The organism is Paenibacillus diazotrophicus (genome assembly GCF_042610465.1).
In genome coordinates, this window is the sequence record NZ_JBGJZN010000009.1 from 47838 (window position 1) to 69824 (window position 21987).

Genomic DNA, 21987 nt, shown 5'->3' on the forward strand with positions numbered 1-21987 from the left:
CTGTTATCTTGATTATTCAGTTCATACTATTGTTTGTGACGCATTAATAATGTAAGGCTGGGGCTTGATAGTTCTTTGCCGGAAAGGGGTTCTAATGAAAGAACGTGTAGCAATAGTTACTGGTGCAGCAAACGGGATCGGACGTGCTGTCGCAGAACAGTTGGCGACAAGCGGATGTCAGGTTGTGCTACTGGACAAGAATTTCGACAGTCTTCGGTCGCTAGACGGTTCGATGTGTTACGAGGTTGATGTCACCAACGCTGACCAGGTTAACCAGGCATTCCAGTCTATAAATAAGGAATTTGGACAGGTGGATATTCTGGTCAACTCAGTGGGAGGAAGTCTGCATTCGAAATTGATCGAGACGATTGAGGATAGTGACTGGAACTCAACGTTTGAATTGAATTTACGAAGCGTGTTTAATTGTACACGTGCTGTAATTCCTGGAATGAAAAAGCGCGGTTGGGGACGAGTGGTCAATATCTCAGCCGTGGCTGGGAGAACCTATACCTTCTTTGGTGGGGCGGATTTCACTGCTGCCAAAGCAGCCCTCATTGGATTTACACGACAATGCGCATTTGAGTTGGCACCCTATGGGATCACCGTGAACGCCGTCGCCCCAGGATTGACGCTTACCGAACGTGTGGAGGTCATGTGGTCTGAATTCAGTGAGGAGAAGCGAGCATCGATTCTAGAACGTATCCCGATCGGACGTCCGTCGACTGTGCAAGAGCAGGTTGCGACGATCTGTTTTCTGTGTAGTGAGCAGGCCTCCTATATTTGTGGCGCAATACTTGACGTAAACGGGGCAATGTTTGTTGGTTAGTGAAGGTTATGCTATTTTGCGATGAAGCATATCTAATGGTTGCTCCCCATGTAACACAAAGTAGGCTACAATCCTCTTGGAATTATAACGCGATGAGTTAAAATTCTTCTCCCCAACGTATCTTCCTTCGCTCTTTAGACCTGATAAGTATATCCATTTTCCGGTATAGGTCGCCGCTTTCTTTTGCGGTTAAACCCAAGCAACACTCTAAAACAAGGAGAATGATAAGGTATGTATATAAAAATGACAGAAGTACAAAAAGCTTATTTGATGTCTAAAGAGGATGACTTCCAAGGAGGAACAGGCACACATCTTTACATTGAATTGCTCTATAAGGGTCAGATAAGAGATTTGGAGGAAGCTTTTAATAAGGTAATTGCTTCACAACCAATGTTAAAAGCAAGAGTTTTTGATAATGAAAATTTTTTGATCGAAGAAACTCTAAATTATAAAATCAAGGTTATTGATAGTCAGTTCGATGAGCAATCATTAATAGAGCTGAAACGCAAGGAATTGTCGCATAAAAAATATGAAGGGTATGATTATCCTTTTTTTACAATGGAAGCGATCAGAGGTAATGGTATTCTCAGGGTTGCTTTCAGTATAGATCAGTTGATTGCTGATGGCTTGAGTGTATATGAGCTGATTAGACAGTTAAAGTTGTTTTTATCTAATCCGCTCATGTCAATTTATGATTATTCAAATGAATTATTACATATGCAGGACTTTTATCAAGAAATAAGGGATAGTAAGCTCTATGAAATATCAAGAGATCACTACATAAATAACATTGAGCATATCTACCCCGCACCCCAAATAAATTATCAGATTGAGCAGACAACAGATATTGAGTTATTGCGTAAAGAATTCACTCTCAATCATGAGCTATATGCTCGGCTTAAAAGCAAAGCAGATCAGTTATCTTTTTCTGTAACTGATCTGCTGCTTACCGCATATTCACTAATTCTCTCTAAGTGGTCCAAAGAGCAAAACTTATCAATTAATGTCACTTCTTTCAATCGTCCAAAAGGCGAAAGTTATTATAAAACGATAGGAAATTTTACATCTTCATTCTTGTTGCAGACAAGTTTTGATTTTGAAAAAAGCTTCAAAGAGAATATTCAAAAAGTAAAATTAAGTCTTGTTGATGCTTTAAAATATAAGCACTTCGAAGTAATGGAAATTATGCGTGAAATGAACAAGAAGTCCGTTTCTGCAGCTATGCCCATTGTGTTCACCTCTATGTTATTCAATGAGAATGATGATTTGTTTGGCGATGTATTTAAGTTAGATTATTTTGTTTCCCAAACTCCTCAGGTGTACCTCGATTTTCAGGCTAAAAATATAAGCGGGGGGTTGAATATCTCTTGGGACTATCGAAGTGATATGTTTGAGACCACTATCATTAATGCAATGTTTTCTGAATACTGTTCTGTGATTTGCGGATTTTTGAACTCAACTGAAGATATTGTGTCCATATATAATCATACGAAGAAGTCTGGATTAATTTCAAAATATGAGCACTATAATGCTCAAACATATAAAACTAATTTTCAATTCGATACATTAAGGTGGCACTTTGAAAAAATATCGGCAGAATGTTCAGAGAAAATTTTTGCGATAATTAACAATACAGAGTATACTTTCGGTCAAATATATGGTCTGGCTACTCAAAAAGCTATGGAAATCAAGGAAATTAAAAATACCTATCTGAAAGATAAAGTACGCATTGCCTTCAATGGAAAGAAGAATATTCATTCTATTATTTGCATTTTGGCATCTATTTTAACTAATGATTCTTTTTGTGCGGTAAATGAGAAATTTGGAGAAGAAAAGACTGAAGAAATTCTTGTGAGCTTACAAAACTACATTTATTTTAAAGATGGTGAATTAATCAAGGTATCTGATACAGATGCGCCCATTGATACCGAAGAATCTTATATCATACATACCTCTGGAACAACAGGACAACCGAAAGGTATTATCATTACAGAAAAAGCAGCCCTAAATACAGTCTACGATATTATTGATAAGTTTAAGATTACTCCAAAAGATACTGTAATGAATATCTCAAACTTATATTTTGACCTTTCTATTTTCGATATTTTTGGAGCAATCATTAGCGGAATGTCTATTGTTTTTGTAGATATCTATGACCACGTTTGGTTTTTTGAACATAACTATTACAATAAAATCACCATCTGGAATTCAACGCCTGCTTTAGCGAAAGAATTTTTACTGAAATGTAGGTTTGAAAAATTGAGGGGGATATTAGTTAGCGGGGATTTTGTTCCTAAGAAAATGGTTGAAGAATTGTTTTCTAAATATGGTCGCATTCAATTATTTGCTCTAGGAGGGGCAACAGAAGCTTCTATCTGGTCAAATTACTATGATTGTTCATCTTATGAGAATGTTTCATCTATACCATACGGGCTACCGCTTGCCAATCAGCGGCTATATGTTATCGATTCAAAAGGAGATATGTGTGACTTTCGGGTTTTGGGAGAGATTTGTATAGCGGGAGAAGGTCTCGCAAAAGGTTACCTTAGTGATGAACAAACAAAGGATTCCTTTGTTTGGAATGAAGAATTGGGGGGGATCGTATACAAAACAGGAGATTTAGGCTACTTGGGTTCGGACAATCTCATTTATATAGTAGGAAGAGTTACAAGTGAAATTAAGCATAATAGTTATAGAATTGACTTGCGAGAAATAGAAAAATATATAAATATGCACCCTGATATTTCGAATTCAGTTGCATTTATCGATAAGATGCAAAATGGTCGTACACGCTTGATTTGTGCCGTAGTTTGCAGTAATGCTCAAGACATTAAACGTCAAATCCGTTCTGAATTATCGAAGAAACTGCCTTTATATATGATTCCTAATCGTATTATTTCGGTTTCCGAAATACCGCTTACTGGAAATGGGAAGGTAGATATAAAGTCTCTTTGCAACATGTTGTAATTTAGATTTAGAGCCTTAATACCATAGCTTATTGAAGTAAGTAGGAGAAAATATGAAGTGTAAAGCAATAATAATCAGGGTTTGTTATAAAGAATTCATAAACTACAGTTATATTATTTATACCGATGATGGAATAGGTGTACTAGTTGATCCGGCTTGGGAAAGCGAAAAAATATTAATTGCCGCTGATAAATTGCAATTGGATATTAAAGCGGTGTTAATTACACATGGACATTCTGATCATATCCATTTGGCCGAATTTATGTCAGTGTACTACAATGTTCCAATATTGATCTCTCCTGAGGCTAAACAAATTGCTGGTATTTCCGATAAAAGCATAATTTATGTAAGAGATGAGACACCTTTATTAATAGACAAGCTAAGAATTGAGCCTTTTTTGACGCCTGGACATACAAAAGGGTGTATTTCGTATTTAATTAACGGCAACCTTTTTACTGGTGATTGTCTATTTATAGAAGGATGCGGTACGTGTACTGACAGTAATTCTAGTCCGCATGATCTTTTCGCTACAATGAGACGTTTGGTTGATATCATTCCACTGTCTACAAAAATTTATCCTGGTCACAAGTATCATGCTGAGCTAGGGCAGGAATTTTCGTATGTCCTAAAAAATAATATTTATCTTAATATTACTAATGAAGCGGATTTTATTAAATTTAGGATGCGTAGCGGGCAAAAAGGATTTATGAATTTCATTTAAATATTTGTATTCTTAAGCCTATACGAAGAAGTAGTGACCATTGTTTTTGAAAAGTGGTTTCTAACACCTGACAATATATGTCCAGTGAAATAAAAGGGCTGTCCTAATCTATCATTAGGATGGCCCTATTTTTAACTCGAAAACATACGCATCCGCTTATAAACCAATACTTTATTTGAAATGATTGATGTTGGTTGTAAACAGTGTTATTCTATCAACTCACGGTTAACTTAAAATCTATGCTCAAGCTCTTCAGTACATCTGATAATAGTCACAAATTTGGTTATAAAGAAAGGTAATACTATGATAAAAGTTGAAAACTTATCCTTCTCTTTTCCGCAAAAAGAACTATATAAAAATATTTCGTTTACGCTTGATGAGACACAACATTGCGCTTTTATAGGAACAAGTGGCAGTGGGAAGAGCACACTGATCGATATACTGATGGATCCAGAAAGATACTTGTTCGATGGCATGTTAGAGATGGATCCCACTTGCAGCATCGGGTATGTAAGTCAGTTCTCACAACCAGACAAAACTAAAGAAACAACGGTTTTCGAATATATAGGAGAAGAATTTATTAAGATACAAAACGAAATAACAGCCATTTGCACTGAAATGGAGACATCATCGGATATTGAATCGTTACTTGAGAAGTATCAATTCGCTTTAGATGCCTTTGATTCAATGGGCGGGGATGATTTTGAAAGCAATATTAATAAGAAGCTAAATCTGGCAAACCTCATGAAGCTAAAAGATCTTAGGGTATCTGACCTGAGTGGCGGGGAATTCAAACTTATTCAAGTGATGAAGGAAATGCTCAAGTATCCAGACTTAATGATTATGGATGAACCCGATGTATTTTTAGACTTTGAAAACCTAAATGCACTTAAAAATCTTATTAATTCCCACAAAGGAATACTGCTGGTTGTTACGCACAACCGATATCTATTGAATCACTGCTTCAACAAAATTATTCACCTTGAAAACATGGAGATCCAAGAGTTTGATGGACGATATATTGATTATAATTTCTCCTTACTTCAGACTAAAATAGAGTTGCAAGAACTCACAATCGCTGAGGATGAGGAAATTGCGAGAAACGAGAACATCATCAATAATCTTAGAGCTATCGCAACTTATAATTCAGAAGCTTCCAGAGGAAAAGCGCTGAAAGCCAGGGTTAAATTTCAAGAAAGATTGGAAGCGCGTAGAATTAAAGCCCCATTCGTAAATATTAAGCAACCGGATATCAGTTTCGGTATGGATAATGAGATGGAAGACGACATTGTTATAAATGTTAATAATTATAGTGTTGCCTTTGATGAGCTACTTTTAGAAAATGTTAACTTTGAGATAAAATCTACGGATAAAGTAGCCCTTATCGGTTCAAACGGTACCGGGAAAACGACTTTGCTCCGGGATATTTTTAAGAATAATCACGAATCCATTGAAATAAATACGGACGTTAAAGTAGCTTATTTATCGCAGCTTCAGGGCGAAGTGCTAAAGGATTCTAATACAATACTTGAAGAATTCATCGATGCCGGGTTTACAACTTATGATGAGATTAGATCCTATCTTTCCACCTACGGCTTTGAAGGAGAAATTGTTAATCAAAAGATAGGATCGTTATCTGGCGGAGAAAAAAATATGCTTCAATTGGCTAAAGTTTCTGCCAGTAAAGCAAACGTACTACTTCTTGATGAACCGACAAGTCATTTAGACACCTATACACAAATAGCACTGGAGAAAGCCATCCAAGACTATAAAGGTGCGATTCTTATGATTTCTCATGATTTCTATTCAGTGGTAAATGGAATGGATTATGTCTTAATTATTGACGATAAGACGATCCGGAAAATGAGCATACGAAAATTCAGAAAAATGATATATGCCAGTCATTTTGACAGAGATTATTTAGAAACGGAACAAAAGAAAAAAGCAGTTGAAACGGAGATTGAACTGGCTTTAAAAGATACTGATTTTGAACGTGCAAAGGGTTTGGTTGATGAGCTTGAAGAGCTGATTAAATTGCTGTAGATGTCAGTGGGAAGAGAATAATAGATCTAATGGCTTCGCCCTTTGTAGATAAGGGACGAGGCCATTTGTCTTTTTTATGCCTACAAAGATCAAAATCTAATAAAAGTGGAATTTTTCCCAATGAGTGGTTCCTTATGCATGAGGGGCATCAGTTCTATAATTATGTATGCGGTTACACGAAACCGAGAAAGAAATATAAAAGGGGAGGCAAAGTATGAAAAGTATGAAACGTGTTTTAGTAGGGGTCTCTACATTGCTAATGATGTCAACAGCTCTGGCAGCATGTGGAGGGAACAACAACAACTCAAACTCTAACGCAGCAAGCCCAACTACAGCCCCAGCAGCAAGCGCTACAGAGGCTCCAGCTAAGAGCACTGAGAAAGTGACCATTAACCTCTGGAGCTTCACGGACGAGATTCCGAACATGACCAAAAAGTATATTGAAACTCATCCAGACGCAAATGTAGAGTTCAAAACTACAGTGATTGCAACTACTGACGGGGCCTATCAGCCAGCTATTGACCAAGCCCTGGCTGCCGGCGGGAAAGATGCACCGGATATTTATGCAGCTGAATCAGCTTTCGTACTGAAATATACCCAAGGCGACGCTTCCACCTATGCCGCTAACTATGCGGACCTAGGCCTTGATGATCAAATGGTTAAGGACGCAGGCATTGCTCAATACTCCGTAGATATCGGTAGCAAAGATGGACAACTGAAAGGCCTCGGCTATCAAGCAACCGGCGGAGCATTTATCTATCGCCGCTCAATTGCCAAGGATGTATTTGGAACCGACGATCCAGCCGCTATCAAAAGCGAAGTTGGACCTGGCTGGGATAAGTTCTTTGATGCAGCTGCAAAGCTGAAAGCTAAAGGATATGGTATCGTATCCGGTGACGGCGATATTTGGCACCCGATCGAGAACAGTTCTGACAAGGGCTGGATCGTGGATGGTAAGCTGCACATCGATCCTAAGCGCGAAGCATTCCTTGATCTTTCCAAAAAGCTGAAAGACAACGGCTATCACAACGATACAACAGACTGGACTGAAGCATGGTACGCAGACATGTCCGGTACCGGCAAACAACCGATCTTCGGCTTCTTCGGTCCCGCTTGGCTCATTAACTATGTAATGAACGGTCAAGTGAAAGACACCAATGGCGACTGGGCTGTTACTGAGCCGCCGACTGGCTTCTTCTGGGGAGGAACTTGGTTGCTCGCCAACAAAGACGTAGTTAAAGACGATGCTAAAAAACAAGCCGTTGCTGACTTTGTGAAGTGGGTTACCCTTGATACTTCCGATACAGGTCTTCAATCCTTCTGGGCTAATGGCACAATGAAGGCAGGCGAGCAAGGTACGAAGGACAGCGTTGCATCATCCGTTGTTATGGCCAAATCAAATGGTGAAGTTCCACTGCTTGGTGGACAGAATATGTTCGATGTATTCGTTCCTGCCAATGCTAACGCTTCAGGTAAGAACTTGACCCAGTTTGACGAAACCATCAATAAGCTCTGGCGTGACCAAGTACGCGAGTACACAGCAGGTAAAAAGAGCCGCGATAAAGCAATCGAAACCTTCAAACAACAAGTCAAAGATCAACTGAATATCGAAAGCGAATAAGAAGAAATCGAAGGGGCGGGTGAGTTATCCCGCCTCTTCCTATCAATTAATGAGGTGAGAGCATGCGCCGCAAAGGTGTGAACTATTCGAAATACGGCTATATTTTTACCTTTCCGTTTGTCCTTGCATTTTTGATTTTTTCACTGTATCCCATTCTCTATACTGCAGCGATTGGGTTTACCGATATGCAAGGATTAATACCGAAACCAATCCACATTCTGGATAATCCTTTTCAAAACTTTAAACAACTCATCTTTGAGAACGATTCTTTTAGGAAATCTCTGATCAACACAGGCTGGCTCTGGATTGTAAACTTTGTTCCTCAGATCCTTCTTGCGCTCTTGCTGACTGCGTGGTTCACGAACCGGCGTCTCAACATCAAGGGGCAGGGATTTTTTAAGGTTCTGCTCTATATGCCAAATATTATTACTGCAAGTACAATCGCAGTGCTTTTTAGCACGTTGTTTGCCTATCCGATGGGTCCCATTAACAGTTTGTTTCAATCGCTAGGATGGACCGACCACCCAATATTCTTTTTACAGGATAAGACGACAGCGCGAGGCATTGTGGCGTTCATCCAGTTCTGGATGTGGTACGGCAACACTATGATCATTCTTATCGCAGGCGTTATGGGCATCAATCCGGCTCTCTTCGAATCTGCGGCGATTGATGGTGCAAACGGATTTCAAACGTTCTTCCGCATTACACTACCAAGTCTTCGAACAATTATGTTGTTCACACTGATTACATCGATGATTGGCGGTTTGACCATGTTCGACATTCCGCAGCTGTTCCTGGCAGGCGGACCTGACGACTCCACACTTACCACGTCCATGTTTATCTATGGTCAAGCGTTCAAGGGTAGCTATCTGTATAATCGTGCTGCAGCAGCGAGTATGATCATGTTCATAATCGCGGGAGTATTGTCTGCATGCGTATTCTACTTGATGCGTGACCGCGACGCAGAAAGATTGAAAAAAGCAGAGAAGAAAAATAGGAAAGCTGCTCAAGCAGCAAACGTGCAGGGAGGTGCAACTTATGGAAAAAATTAAGGAAAGTGGAACCTTTAATCGAAAGGTAAGCAAGACGGTTATCTACGTCATCTGTATCTCTTTATCGTTGCTTAGCATCCTTCCGTTTTGGATCATGTTTATCAACGCTACGCGTTCTACGCCGGAGATTCAAAGTGGTCTTTCATTGATTCCTTCAACCCATATGATGAGCAACCTGCACGTGCTGCTCGACAAGAGCTTTGATCCCCTTCAAGGGTTCCTGAATTCGTTGATTATCTCCAGCTCTGCAACAATATGCACGGTCTATTTCTCTTCCCTGGCAGCATATGGCCTTGTGACTTATAGCTGGAAACTTCAAAAGCCATTCTTTACCTTCATTCTGTGTGTGATGATGATCCCATCTCAGGCAAGTGCTATCGGTTTCTACCAGTTCATGTATAAGCTGCATTGGACCAATAGCTTCTGGCCGCTGATTCTGCCAGCGATTGCAGCACCGGCAGTGGTGTTCTTCATGCGCCAATATCTGCTCGCTACGCTATCGATAGAGATCGTAGAAGCATCACGTGTAGACGGATCTGGTGAATTCTTCACATTTAACCGAATCATCCTGCCGCTGATGATGCCGGCTGTGGCAACACAGGCTATCTTTGCCTTTGTAGCCAACTGGAACAACCTGTTCATGCCGCTGATCCTGCTGACCCAGAAAGAGAAATACACGATGCCGATCATGGTCAGCTTGCTTCGCGGTGATATTTACAAGACGGAGTTCGGCTCAATCTATATGGGTCTGGCTTTGACGGCACTGCCGCTATTTGTGGTGTACTTCCTGCTATCCCGTTATATTATCGCGGGTGTAGCACTGGGTGGCGTCAAAGAATAATACTGTTGACAGGCACGCTTCAAAGTCGAATACAATGAGGGGAAGAATCCTACTATGGCAGCACAAAATAAACCTCTGGTAACCCATCTCTACACAGCAGACCCCTCCGCGCATGTATTTGAGGGCAAGCTCTATATTTACCCATCCCATGATATCGATCACGATGGCCCTACGAATGATAATGGCGACCAGTACGCGATGGAAGATTACCATGTGTTTTCCTTAGAAAATCCGTCGTCTCCGTGTGTGGATCATGGGGAGGCGCTTCATCTCCGGGATGTGCCTTGGGCCTCAACACAAATGTGGGCACCCGATGCCGCATACCGGCAGGGGACATATTACTTATTTTTCCCGGCCAGGGACAAGGAGGGCATTTTCCGGATTGGAGTGGCTACAGCTACCTCTCCGGCTGGTCCTTTTCAGGCTCAGGAAAGCTATATCAAAGGAAGCTTCAGCATCGATCCCGCCGTATTCGTTGACGAGGATGAAAGAGCCTATATGTATTTTGGCGGATTATGGGGCGGACAATTAGAAAAGTGGCATACTGGCGTGTACCAGCCGGATGCCGCTGAGAAAGGTCCGGGGGAGCCGGCTTACGGTCCGCGGGTAGCGGAGCTGAGTGAAGATTTGCTGGCCTTACAATCGGCCCCGGAGGAAATCCTTATTACCGATGAGGAAGGGAACGCAATCCTTGCGGGTGATGAGGACAGAAGATATTTCGAAGGTCCATGGATGCATAAGTATAAAGGCAAATATTATCTGTCCTATTCCACAGGTACGACCCATAAAATCGTCTATGCCGTCAGCGACAAGCCTTGTGGACCTTTTGTCTTTCAGGGAACCATTCTGGAACCGGTCGTAGGCTGGACGACTCATCATTCCATCGTGGAATTTGACGGGAAATGGTACTTGTTCTACCATGACGCATCCCTGTCCGGCGGCGTGGACCACAAACGCTGTGTCAAATTTACAGAGCTCCATTATGAAGAAGACGGCAGAATCCGGCCGGTAATCCTCTAATCGAGTATACTTCCTTTAACAGAATCTACTCTGAAAGGCGACTTCTACAGCCTTTTCTGGGTTACAAAAGAAACCCTCTTTGGAAGAAATGGAGTTACTGAACTCTTCCAAGGAGAGGTTTCTTTTTCTTTGAACCGAAGCGGAAAATTCATTTATTTTATGATATCTGCTATAGGCAACCGTACCGTAAACGTCGACCCCATCCCCGGCTTGCTGCTGACCTCAATCGTTCCTCCGCTTAAGCTGATGATGCGGCTGACCAGAGGCAGGCCCAGGCCGTTACCTTCGGAGGAACGGGCAGGGTCGCCTTGGTAGAATTTTTCGAAAATATGCTTGCATACTTGAGGGGTCATTCCTATTCCTGTATCGGATATAACTACTGTAATCCAGCGGTCTTCGGACTGAAGAGTGACTGAGATTTCTCCGCCTTCCGGTGTGAATTTGACCGCATTGCCAAGTAGATTGAGCCATACCTGCATGACCAGCTCTTCATTCCCGTAATAACGCAGCTCGTCCAGATCAATGTTAAGGTTCAACTGCTTGGGAGCCCAGACTGCTTCCAGCAATAACAGAGCCTGACGGAGCTGCTCATCGAGGCGGTATTCCGTAAGTTCGGTGAGCAGTTCCTGGTTTTCGAGCTTAGATATTTTGAGGATATTACCGGATAGGGTGGACAATTGGCGGGCACTGTCAATAATCATGCCGGTGTATTCGTCATGCTCCTCTTTACTGAGATGTTCTTCCTGCAGGAGAGTGGCATATCCCTCGATAGCCGCAATGGGTGTCTTGAATTCGTGAGAGACATTGACTACAAAATCATTGCGGAGTGTCTCAATGCTGCGCAGTTCCTGAACCATAAGGTTGAAGTGGTGGGCGACGTCGCGGATCTCACCCACCCGGTGCGATTCATTCAAATGAATCTCAAAATTGCCTGTGGAGACCTCTTTGGCCGCCTTGATCAGATCTGCAATGGGAGATAGTATTTTTCGGCCCACGGTTATTGTGATTGTTGTTCCGATGACGAGGCTGAATACAACAATGGTCAGAATAGGAGGAAAGGGATTCCTGTGTAAAACAGCTTCATTGCCCAGTCTGATATATAGATAGGCCAAGACTGACATCAGTAAAACAAAGGACAGAATAATCACAAACACAAGCGATACAAAATGCCACCACAGACCGCCTCTTTTCTGGCGCTTCATCCCAGCTTCACCGCCTTATAGCCAAGTCCCCTTACAGTGACAATTTCAAAGTCCGGGTTCTCTCTGAAACGCTCGCGCAAGCGGTTAATATGAACAACCACCGTATGCTCGTCGGATTCCGTATCCATCCCCCAAATTTCATCCATCAGCTGCTGTTTGGTAAAGATTTTGTTCGGATAGGAGATTAATTTATAGAGTAAATAAAATTCCTTCTGCGGAAGAAGGATACTCTCCTGACTCCGAATGACGGTTAATGCATCATAGTCCAGCACAGTTCCTCCCCATTCGATCCGGCGTTCGCTGATAATTCTGGCCCGGCGAAGCAGTGCCCCCACCCGTAGCATCATTTCATTTACATTCACCGGTTTGACCATATAATCGTCGATTCCGACAAGAAACCCCTGTTGTTTGTCAGCGAAATTCTCCCGTGCCGTCACCATGAGAACCGGGAGATTATTATTGTTGTCTCTGAGTGTCCGCGTCAGCTCATATCCGTCCATGAGCGGCATCATAATATCGCAGATGATCAAATCAACATATTCCTTATCCAGCAGCGTGAGTGCATCCTCCCCGTTCACTGCCGGTATAGGGTTATATCCGTTTTTGGTCAGGACGGTGCAGAAGAGCTGCCGCAATTTGCTGTCATCCTCAACTACAAGAATATTAAACATAGGCTTTCCTCCTGAGATGCTTCATTGATTTCAGTATATAGATGGTTTAAGTATACCGCATGAAGATCAAGTGAATCTCAACTGCCGAAGTTGAGGTTTAGTTTACTTTGGGCGCTTATACTGGGGCCAGCAAGACAAGAAGAGAGAGATTAGCGGGACCCATGATTACAGGGATGGAATGGAAAGGGAGACTGAATACGATGCTGCAATTAAAAAACATCACCAAGAGCTACAAAACCGGAGAATTCACACAAGTCGCACTGGATAAAGTGAACTTGAATTTCAGAGAAAGTGAATTCGTCGCAGTTCTGGGCCAAAGCGGATCGGGAAAGACTACGCTGCTGAATATCATCGGCGGGCTCGATCAATATGACAGCGGAGAGCTGATCATCAACGGACAATCCACGGAGCACTTCAAAGACGGGGACTGGGATGCTTACCGTAATAATAGTGTGGGCTTTATTTTTCAAAGCTATAATCTGATATCGCATCTGAGTATCTCGGATAATGTAGAGATGGGCATGACGCTCAGCGGGGTGGCCCCGGCCGAGAAGCACCGTAAGGCGCTTGAAGTATTGGAGAAGGTTGGACTCAAGGAACATGTCCATAAGAAGCCGAATCAGCTCTCCGGCGGTCAGATGCAGCGCGTAGCGATTGCCCGAGCCCTGGCCAACAATCCGGATATTATTCTCGCCGATGAGCCGACAGGGGCTCTGGATACAGAGACCAGTGAACAGATCATGGAGCTGATCAAGTCAATTGCTGAGGATAAGCTGGTCATTATGGTTACGCATAACCCGGAGCTTGCGGAGAGCTATGCAGACCGCGTAATCCGCTTCTCGGATGGTCACGCGATATCCGACAGCAATCCGCTGGCGAATCAAAAGATCTCAAGCTCATACAAGCTAAAAGAAACCAGCATGGGCTTTTTCACCGCCCTGAAATTATCCGGAAAGAACATTGCGACCAAGAAATGGCGGACGGGTTTGACCGCTTTTGCCTCAAGTATCGGAATCATTGGTATTGCCTTGATTCTGTCCTTGTCGAATGGGTTCGACAAGCAGATCAGCTCCTATGAGACAGGTGCTCTCTCCAACTTCCCGATCTCGATCAATCAGACGGCAATGAGTGTTGAACTGGGGCCGCCAAGCGACGGAGCATCAGAACTTCCCTCGTACCCTGCAGAGAAAAAGCTGTATCCCTATGACCCCAGCGTAAATTCCAAACAGCATACCAATGTGCTGACCAAGGAATATATAGATTATTTAAATAAAATCGATCCTAAGCTGATTGACGGCATTTCCTATACCCGCACCGTGAATATGAATGTACTGGTATCGGACGGACAAAAGGCCACTACGCTGGATAAAAACAACATCAGCTTAACCGCATATCCGAGCAAACAGGGAAGTGAGACGGGGAGCTATCTGAAGCAATATTATGATGTGCTGGAGGGGGAATACCCTTCCGAGAAGACTGATGTCGTACTTATCGTGGATGAATACAACCGTCTGACCGATGCTGCGGTAGATGCCCTGGGGCTGGATTATAAAGCCGATAGTATTAATCTGGGAGATCTCATTGGGACCCCGTTGAAGCTGGTAATGAACAATGACTATTACCGTAAAAGCGGTGAGCAGTTTGTCGTAAACGGAACTGCGGCGGATTTAACAGAGCTCTATAACAGCCCCAAAGCTGTGACCTTGAATATCGTTGGGGTTCTACGCGGCAAGGAAGGCTCCAGCGTATCTACACTGTCTCCGGGCATTGCCTATTCGGATGAGCTTGCCGCTACATTTATAGCAGATGCAGAGAAATCCGAGATCGTATTGGCACAGGAAGGAGCAGACTTCAATGTGCTGACCGGTCAAGTATTGTCAGATGGTGTTGCAGGCAGTGGTTCAGCCGGAGCAGCAGGTACAAGCCCGCTGATGATGGGCCCTGGTGGAGGCGCGGCGGTAGGCAGTGCTTCCTTGACCAAAGAGGATGCACTTGCCTCTCTGGGGGCAACAGATATCCCGAACTCGGTATCCTTGTACCCGATCGATTTCAGCGCCAAGGAATCAGTCGCAGCTTATCTGGACAAATGGAATGAAGGCCGTGAACCCAAGGATCAAGTGATGTATACCGATCTGGCGGCTATTGTTACCAACATCTCCGGCAGTATTATGGACGGGATTACCATGGTACTGATTGCTTTTGCAGCGATTTCTCTGGTGGTGTCGTTGATCATGATCGGGATCATCACCTACATTTCTGTGATGGAGCGGACCAAAGAGATTGGAGTTCTGCGTGCACTGGGTGCCCGCAAGAAGGATATTACACGGGTATTTAATGCCGAGACTTTTATCATCGGGGCTTGCTCCGGGATTCTGGGGATTGGAATTACCTACCTGCTGACCATTCCGGTTAATGCAATACTGTATAATCTTACCGATCTGTCGAATGTCGCCCAGCTGAATCCATTGCATGCGCTGATTCTGGGCGTGATCAGTGTAGGACTTACGATGATCGGCGGTTTCATTCCGGCCAAGATGGCCGCAAAGAAAGATCCGGTAGCAGCACTGCGGAGTGAGTAAAGGACAAACAGTTCCGTTATAGGTTTGGCTGGAAAAAACATATTCCCCTATAGAAAAAGAGCCGATCCTTCGTTGGATCGGCTTTTCATATGCTGGTTACCTAGCAGAGAAACAATCATGGACGGTTAAGCAGATTCAGCTCTTTCGCCTGGATAATGGCTTTGGTACGCCGGTTAACCTTTAGTTTGGCGAAAATATTCTTCACATGCACTTTTACCGTTCCAATCGCGATGATTAATTGATCGGCAATCTCCTTATTGGACAATCCTGCCGCCAATAAGGAGAGCACCTCAAGTTCACGGTCTGTGAGCGGTTCCTCCATTAGAGTTGAATAAGAAGCTGCTTCCTCATCAGCTTCCGGATTATGGATGGACTGCCCGGCCGTATTTTGCAGCATGCAGAATAAAATGCCGTTGGAAGCCATGGCCTGAAGGACACTTAGGCGATCATAGGCGAACACTCCGCTTGCCAGCTTATTTTCCAGGTATAGAACACCCAGCATATTTCCGTGAACGGTTACTGGTATGCAGAGTGCGGACCCGGGCCGGTGTTTCGCCATATACGGGTTATGGATCAGCCAGCTCTCCTCACCACCGATATAATGGACATGCTCTTGTGTGCGAAAGACATACCGGATGATGCCCTCCGGCAAATGGGGGCTTCCATTCAGTGCTGATGGTGAGGGAAGAGTCTGGTTGTCTGAATCGGCGTAGACCTGAATATACAGTCCATCATTATAGTCCATCAGCAAAGCCCCCTTGCTGGCACCTGCATATTTCATAATGGTGTTCATGATCTCAGCAAGAACGGTATCACTGTCCATCTGATTCGTGATCACCTGTGTGGTTTTGAGAATCGCTGCAAGATCCAGAGCGTCCAGGGCATGGGCCTTAAGAGGAGTGCTGGCGGGCTCTCCCCTCAGATCTATTTCACTCTGGCTTGCCGGAATTGGCATGATTTCAAAAGATTCATCAGCCTGTTCCTCGCGCTGCCAGCAGTGCAGCAGATCTTCTAACTGCTTTACTTTGATTTGAACTCCCCACTCGGTATATGCCTCCAGCGCTAATTGCAAATAGAAGAGGGCTGTTTTTCCTTTATCAAGATTCAGGTAGTATTTGGCTGCAAGTTCGCCGGCAAGGCTTGTCACCTGAACGTCGCCTTGTTCTCTGGCTTCGCGGATGGTTTTATCATACAATTCCTCAGCTAGAATACCTTTACCAGCGGCACGTGCATGCTCAGCCTGGAGCAGGTAAAACCTGGACCGGTAATTGGCCGGACTCGATGCAGCCCATTTGGTAAAGCGGCGGAGATTGCTGCGTAATCGTCTATTCCAATAAGACCGCTTAGCAGACGGTACAGCATTAGCCAATACGGCTAGTGATTCATACATCAGGCATTCCGGCAAATGCGGGAGATGCGTGGCATAGGCTTCATAGGACTCTGCCTGACTTGCCCGGCGGATAGCCTCCTCATAATTGCCCAGCATGTAGCTGAGCTGAGTCTTATAGGTGCAGTATTGAAATAAGGTCGTTGCCGAGGTCTCCTCCATCTGAATCCGGCTTAGGAATTCTTCTTCATTAAAGCCGGTACTGCTGAAGGAATCCGGTGAAATCGTTCTTCCCTGTAAGGCAAGAATAAATTGCTGATACAAGTAAAAGTTCTGCTTCACGAACTCATCGTTAGTCGTATCCAGAAACACCATATATTCAGTTATAGTTCTGGAGAATTCAGTTAAAGGTGCTCTCGTGTACAGTGAATTGATGTGCGCACCCATGGCATAGCTGGCAAACACATAATCCCCGGATTCCATCCCCAAACGCAGCGCTTTTGCCAAGTATGTATCACCCTCACGGGCATTTCCGGCAAATTGACAGAGTACACCGCCGAACATGGTATAGGTTTTGCTTCTGACTGAAGTAATATTGTAACGCTCGGATAGCTCAATTCCGACCTTGCCAATCGCATAGCCCTTATCAAATTTCCCCCGTGTGTACCCCAAAAGCATGCTGTAAGCGGAATAGACCGCTGCAGACACGGGGGTGTTTCCATACTTAACAGATAATTGGATGGCTCTGCATGTGAGCAGGAAAAAAATCTTCTTGTTCGTGAAGAAGGTGGAGGGGGTAATCGCCAGAATGAGCTGCATGGCAGCAATCCGGTCTTTGTCGGACATTTCCTCCAAATGAGCGAGCCGGTCATACCGGTTGTGCAGCAGCACATCGATTCGCAGCGCCTCAACGAACAGTTCGAACTTGCCAGGATTGTTCGAAATATTAACATGATGCTCCCGCAGACTTTCAAGGCCGAGCGCAGTGCCTTCCAGATATTTACCCCGATTGATGTATTGCATAATCCGGATCATACGCACTCTGCTCCGCTCCACACTACTACGCGCACGAAGAAGCAAGAAATCGATTATTCGGTCAGACTCCACAGCATTACCGCTTAAATATTCACATTCAGCCTGCTCGGCATTCAGTTCAAAACAGAGCTCGAAGGCGTTGTTCCAAGCTTCCGGGGGCAGTAATTCGACCCCTTTTCTGAAATAACCGAGCGCAACGTCGAAGGCGGAGGTGGTCTTCGCACGGATTCCCGCATCCAGATTGAATTGTATAAGCTGAAGGATCTCTGCTTTTCCAGTGATTTTGCCAGAGCCTCTGTTCATATGGTTGACCGCCTCAAACAAGCTCTCTTCGTGTCCCGAAGCCTCCCTGATCAAGGCTCTGCCTATTGCAATATGGATCGTCTGTTTCGTATCATCATCCATTTGACTGTAAATCAGCTTATGTATATTATCGTGGACAAAACGGAATGTACCCGCTTCATCTGCTGCAATCATTCCTTCGGCTTCAATCTTGAACCATTCAGATGTCACTTCCCCGACGTCCTGATTGGCGACGGAAGCTATAAAATCCGGGTGGAAGGTGCCTCCTGCACAAGCTGCAATCTGAAGCAGCTCCTGTGCAGCGGATGGAAGACGCCGCATTCTATGCTCCATCAAGTCATTGATAGCATAGCTGGGCTCCTGCCCGATAACCGACCCCAAATCCCATTGCCAGCATCGATTCTCGTAGTTATACATCAGAATGCCGTCATCCTGCAGACTCAGCAATATTTGCTTAAAATGAAAGGGATTTCCGTTGGATTTATGATATAGCAGTTCTGTAAAGGAGTGTGCGGCCTCCGCCGGACTATTCAAGGTCTCCATCGTAATCTCGTTCATCTGCTCAAGACTCAGTGGAGACAGATGAATATGCCGGATAACGGCTTGATCGGTAACGCCCCCGTCCAGCTCGTACCCTGGAAGCTTGCTAAGATCTATATCGTTATGGCGATAGGTGCAGACAAACATCAAATATTGGCATTCCGGATCGCATAGAAGCGCGTGTATTAACTGCAGCGACGAAGAATCCGCCCATTGCAAATCATCAATAAACAGCACAAGGGGATGTTCTTTAGAAGCCAGCGCTTGGACAAATTTGCGGAAAACATAGATAAACCGTTTCTTTGATTCATTGGCCGGAAGCTCTTCAGCAGATGGCAGGGTGCCGAGTATCAGCTCAGCTTCAGGAATAATGGCAGTAATTACGTTGGCGCTTGCCCCGAGTGCATCCTGCAGCTTTTGTCTCCATAGCTCAGACTGTTCCTTGCGTTCCCCCAGCAAATGCCGTATCAAGCCACGAAAGGCCTGAATAATCGGAAGATAGGGACTTTCCTTAGAGATCTGCTCAAACTTACCGGTGATATAGAAAAAATTACGGGCATGCTGCTGTTTGCGGAATACCTCGTTCAAAAGGCTTGTCTTGCCGATGCCGGCTTCACCGGACACATACACCATTTCTGTGGATCCGAAGCAAGCGGAATAAAAGGCCTGGGTCAGCATGGAAATCTCATATTCTCTGCCGTGAAATCCCGGTTCCATAAAAAAGGTATCGTGGGAACCCCCAACTTTGTCTAAGTCTGCTAATAAATATCCTGCATTCTGATAGCGGTTATCCGGATTTTTGTCGAGCAGTCTCATGACTACAGCTTCCAAGCCTTCCGGTAAAGTAGACTCTTCCTGCGACAGCGGAGAGGGGGCTTGCGCCAAATGCATATACACCCATTCCAGCGGATTGTCGGCGGGAAAAGGCAGATGTCCAGCCAATAATTCATAGAAAATAACGCCTAAAGAGTACAGATCGCTTCGCTCATCCACTGACCTCAGCATTCTGCCTGTATTCTCAGGTGAACAATAGGGCAAGCCTGTGTCTGATACACCATAGCCGTCCGGACGAACATAACCGTTGTCTGAACGGTGGAGGGCATAACCGTAATCTGTTAAATAAGCCTCAGAAGTCTCTCCATTCGAGCGGATACCGATCCTCTCGGGCCGCAAATCGAGATGAAGGATCTGCAACTGATGGAGCTGCAGAACACAAGCTGCAATGGACCGGACAAGGGCGAGTAGCGCCTCCGGGTTCCTGCCGGTTTGTTCCTTCATCCATTCCCTGAGTGTCATCTGATTATGGGATGAGCTTCTGATAACAATGTCGGGCGATTGGTTTGTTTTCATTTATGGACACCTCTAATCTTGGGCGTAGTAGCGAATACAATCATTGTAATAGAAGATATACCTTTTTAGGTATAGAAAATTTAAAGTAATGGCTCTATTCTGAGAGTATGATATATGGGCTGAATTTAAAAAGTAGGAGAGGTCTAGGTGAAGGAAAATGGAAAACGCTCTGATTGCATTTATTAGTATTCTTCTTCTTGGAATTGTGATCTTTGCGAAGATTTGGTGGGACGGTTCCGGGATCGGTTTTAAATTTACAAAATGGTATTTTGGTATTTTTTTCGTAGCGGCACTAATTGTTGGAGGAGGCACTTTTTTCGTGAGTTAATTCATTATATCGGTTAGCTCATTTAGATTTGGTAGATAAAAGTTACAATTTACATAAGCATTTTTTGATTCATTGGAAGTTGAGAATGGGGGATATGTAGTGCAAGCTATAAAACGGTTACAGCGCTGGATTGCAATGACTCTTATATTCATGATTGTCTTGGGAACGGTCTCTCAAGTGAAGGTGTCTGCTGCAGGTCCGGAGGTTCTGGATCAAAAGCAGGAGAATGCTACCGGGAGTATATGGGTGAATTATGAAAGTGAAAAATATCAAACCTTTACGCCGGGAATTGCCGGGAGTCTTAGCAGGATAGATCTGAATATTACAGGGGCTTACGGTACGCCGGGAGCTCTGAAGGTAAGGCTCTATAAGGATGGCGATCTTTCGACCTTGCTCGCTGAAGCGCAACTGGCTTCTTATGGTTCAGACTGGGTGTCGGTTGATTTCTCAGGAGCATCGCCCTACTTGCAGAAGGACACGATGTATCGAATGGTTGTTACCACGGAATTCGGAGGAGGATCGAACGGCAACGGGTGGTATGGCAGTACTGGCAACCCGTATTCGAGAGGATACTCGGTGGCTAACGATTATGACTTCTCTTTCAGAACGTACATAATTGCCGATTATTCGACATCTCCTGCATTAAGTGAGATCTCTAGTGCTGAATCAAGTATTATAGCGGACGGTACGAGTCAGACGACAGTGACCGTGAAGCTAAAGGATGCGCAGGGCAATGCGCTGAACACCGGAGGGGCGACGGTGGGAATCGCGTCGACATCGGGGACGGTTAGTGCCGTAACGGATAACCATAACGGCACCTATACGGCGACGCTGACGGCGTCGGTAACGGTGGGAACCGCAACCGTAAGTGCTACTGTCGGCGGCAGTGCGCTAACAGGAACGGCAACGGTACAGTTCGTGGCCGGAGCGCCGTCCAGCGTGAACAGCACGCTGGCTGTGGGCAATAGCTCGCTGACGGCAGACGGAACGAGTCAGACGACAGTGACGGTGAAGCTGAAGGATGCGCAGGGCAATGCGCTGACCACCGGAGGGGCGACGGTGGGAATCACGTCGACCTCGGGAACGGTAAGTGCCGTAACGGATAACCATAACGGGACCTATACGGCGGTTCTGACGGCGACGGTAACGGTGGGAACGGCGACAGTAAGCGCTACTGTCGGCGGCAGTGCGCTAACAGGAACGGCGACGGTACAGTTCGTGACCGGAGCGCCGTCCAGCGTGAACAGCACGCTGGCTGTGGCCAATAGCTCGCTGACGGCGAACGGCACGAGCCAGACGGCGGTAACGGTGAAGCTTAGGGATGCGCAGGGTAATGCGCTGACCACTGGAGGGTCGACGGTGGGAATCACGACGACCTCGGGAACGGTAAGTGCCGTAACGGATAACCATAACGGGACCTATACGGCGACGCTGACGGCGCCGGTAACGGTGGGAACCGCAACCGTAAGTGCTACTGTCGGCGGCAGTGCGCTAACAGGAACGGCAACGGTACAGTTCGTGGCCGGAGCGCCGTCCAGCGTGAACAGCACGCTGGCTGTGG

At 44.8% G+C, this 21987-nt stretch carries 13 protein-coding genes; 10 read left to right on the forward strand and 3 right to left on the reverse strand.

Features of this window, described 5'->3' with window-relative positions:
- Positions 1-64: 64 nt before the first annotated feature.
- The 8 genes from ACAN54_RS26350 (at position 65) to ACAN54_RS26385 (ending at position 11091) form a co-directional block, all read left to right on the forward strand.
- Positions 65-826, forward strand: coding sequence for an SDR family NAD(P)-dependent oxidoreductase (locus ACAN54_RS26350; RefSeq protein WP_379162650.1), 762 nt, complete (start codon positions 65-67; stop codon positions 824-826).
- A 231-nt stretch (positions 827-1057) separates the two neighbouring features.
- Positions 1058-3793 carry an AMP-binding protein gene (locus ACAN54_RS26355; protein WP_379162652.1) on the forward strand — a complete coding sequence of 912 codons (2736 nt, stop codon included), beginning with the start codon at positions 1058-1060 and terminating at the stop codon, positions 3791-3793.
- Positions 3794-3845: 52 nt separating this feature from the next.
- Entirely contained in the window at positions 3846-4514 is a 669-nt protein-coding gene (locus ACAN54_RS26360) for an MBL fold metallo-hydrolase (protein WP_379162655.1), read from the forward strand.
- Between the two features lie 303 nt (positions 4515-4817).
- A complete protein-coding gene (locus ACAN54_RS26365) occupies positions 4818-6557 on the forward strand; it encodes an ABC-F family ATP-binding cassette domain-containing protein (RefSeq protein WP_379162658.1) in 1740 nt (579 codons plus the stop codon).
- Positions 6558-6771: 214 nt separating this feature from the next.
- Positions 6772-8178 (forward strand): ABC transporter substrate-binding protein, encoded by a 1407-nt coding sequence (locus tag ACAN54_RS26370; RefSeq protein WP_379162661.1) that lies wholly within the window; start codon positions 6772-6774, stop codon positions 8176-8178.
- Positions 8179-8240: 62 nt separating this feature from the next.
- Positions 8241-9230 carry a carbohydrate ABC transporter permease gene (locus ACAN54_RS26375; protein WP_379162664.1) on the forward strand — a complete coding sequence of 330 codons (990 nt, stop codon included), beginning with the start codon at positions 8241-8243 and terminating at the stop codon, positions 9228-9230.
- Complete coding sequence (locus tag ACAN54_RS26380; protein WP_379162667.1) at positions 9217-10071, forward strand: carbohydrate ABC transporter permease; 855 nt, start codon at positions 9217-9219, stop codon at positions 10069-10071. The genes ACAN54_RS26375 and ACAN54_RS26380 overlap by 14 nt, the downstream gene beginning before the upstream one ends.
- A 54-nt stretch (positions 10072-10125) precedes the next feature.
- Entirely contained in the window at positions 10126-11091 is a 966-nt protein-coding gene (locus ACAN54_RS26385) for a glycoside hydrolase family 43 protein (protein ID WP_379162670.1), read from the forward strand.
- Positions 11092-11243: 152 nt separating this feature from the next.
- Here ACAN54_RS26385 and ACAN54_RS26390 read toward each other — a convergent pair whose 3' ends face one another.
- Together ACAN54_RS26390 and ACAN54_RS26395 are read right to left on the reverse strand one after the other, a co-directional pair.
- The gene (locus tag ACAN54_RS26390; RefSeq protein WP_379162673.1) at positions 11244-12293 is read right to left on the reverse strand and encodes a HAMP domain-containing sensor histidine kinase; all 1050 of its coding nucleotides are present in this window, start codon (positions 12291-12293) and stop codon (positions 11244-11246) included.
- Complete coding sequence (locus ACAN54_RS26395) at positions 12290-12964, reverse strand: response regulator transcription factor (RefSeq protein ID WP_379162676.1); 675 nt, start codon at positions 12962-12964, stop codon at positions 12290-12292. The genes ACAN54_RS26390 and ACAN54_RS26395 overlap by 4 nt, the downstream gene beginning before the upstream one ends.
- Positions 12965-13164: 200 nt before the next feature.
- Here ACAN54_RS26395 and ACAN54_RS26400 point away from each other — a divergent pair, with 200 nt between their 5' ends.
- The gene (locus ACAN54_RS26400; RefSeq protein WP_379162679.1) at positions 13165-15543 is read left to right on the forward strand and encodes an ABC transporter ATP-binding protein/permease; all 2379 of its coding nucleotides are present in this window, start codon (positions 13165-13167) and stop codon (positions 15541-15543) included.
- A gap of 115 nt (positions 15544-15658) precedes the next feature.
- On the opposite strand, the gene ACAN54_RS26405 is transcribed toward ACAN54_RS26400, so the two are convergent.
- Positions 15659-20098, reverse strand: a complete 4440-nt coding sequence (locus ACAN54_RS26405) for a helix-turn-helix transcriptional regulator (RefSeq protein WP_379162682.1) — start codon at positions 20096-20098, stop codon at positions 15659-15661.
- 427 nt (positions 20099-20525) lie between these two features.
- Here ACAN54_RS26405 and ACAN54_RS26410 point away from each other — a divergent pair.
- The coding region (locus ACAN54_RS26410) for an Ig-like domain-containing protein (RefSeq protein WP_379162685.1) at positions 20526-21987 on the forward strand (1462 nt) is incomplete at its 3' end.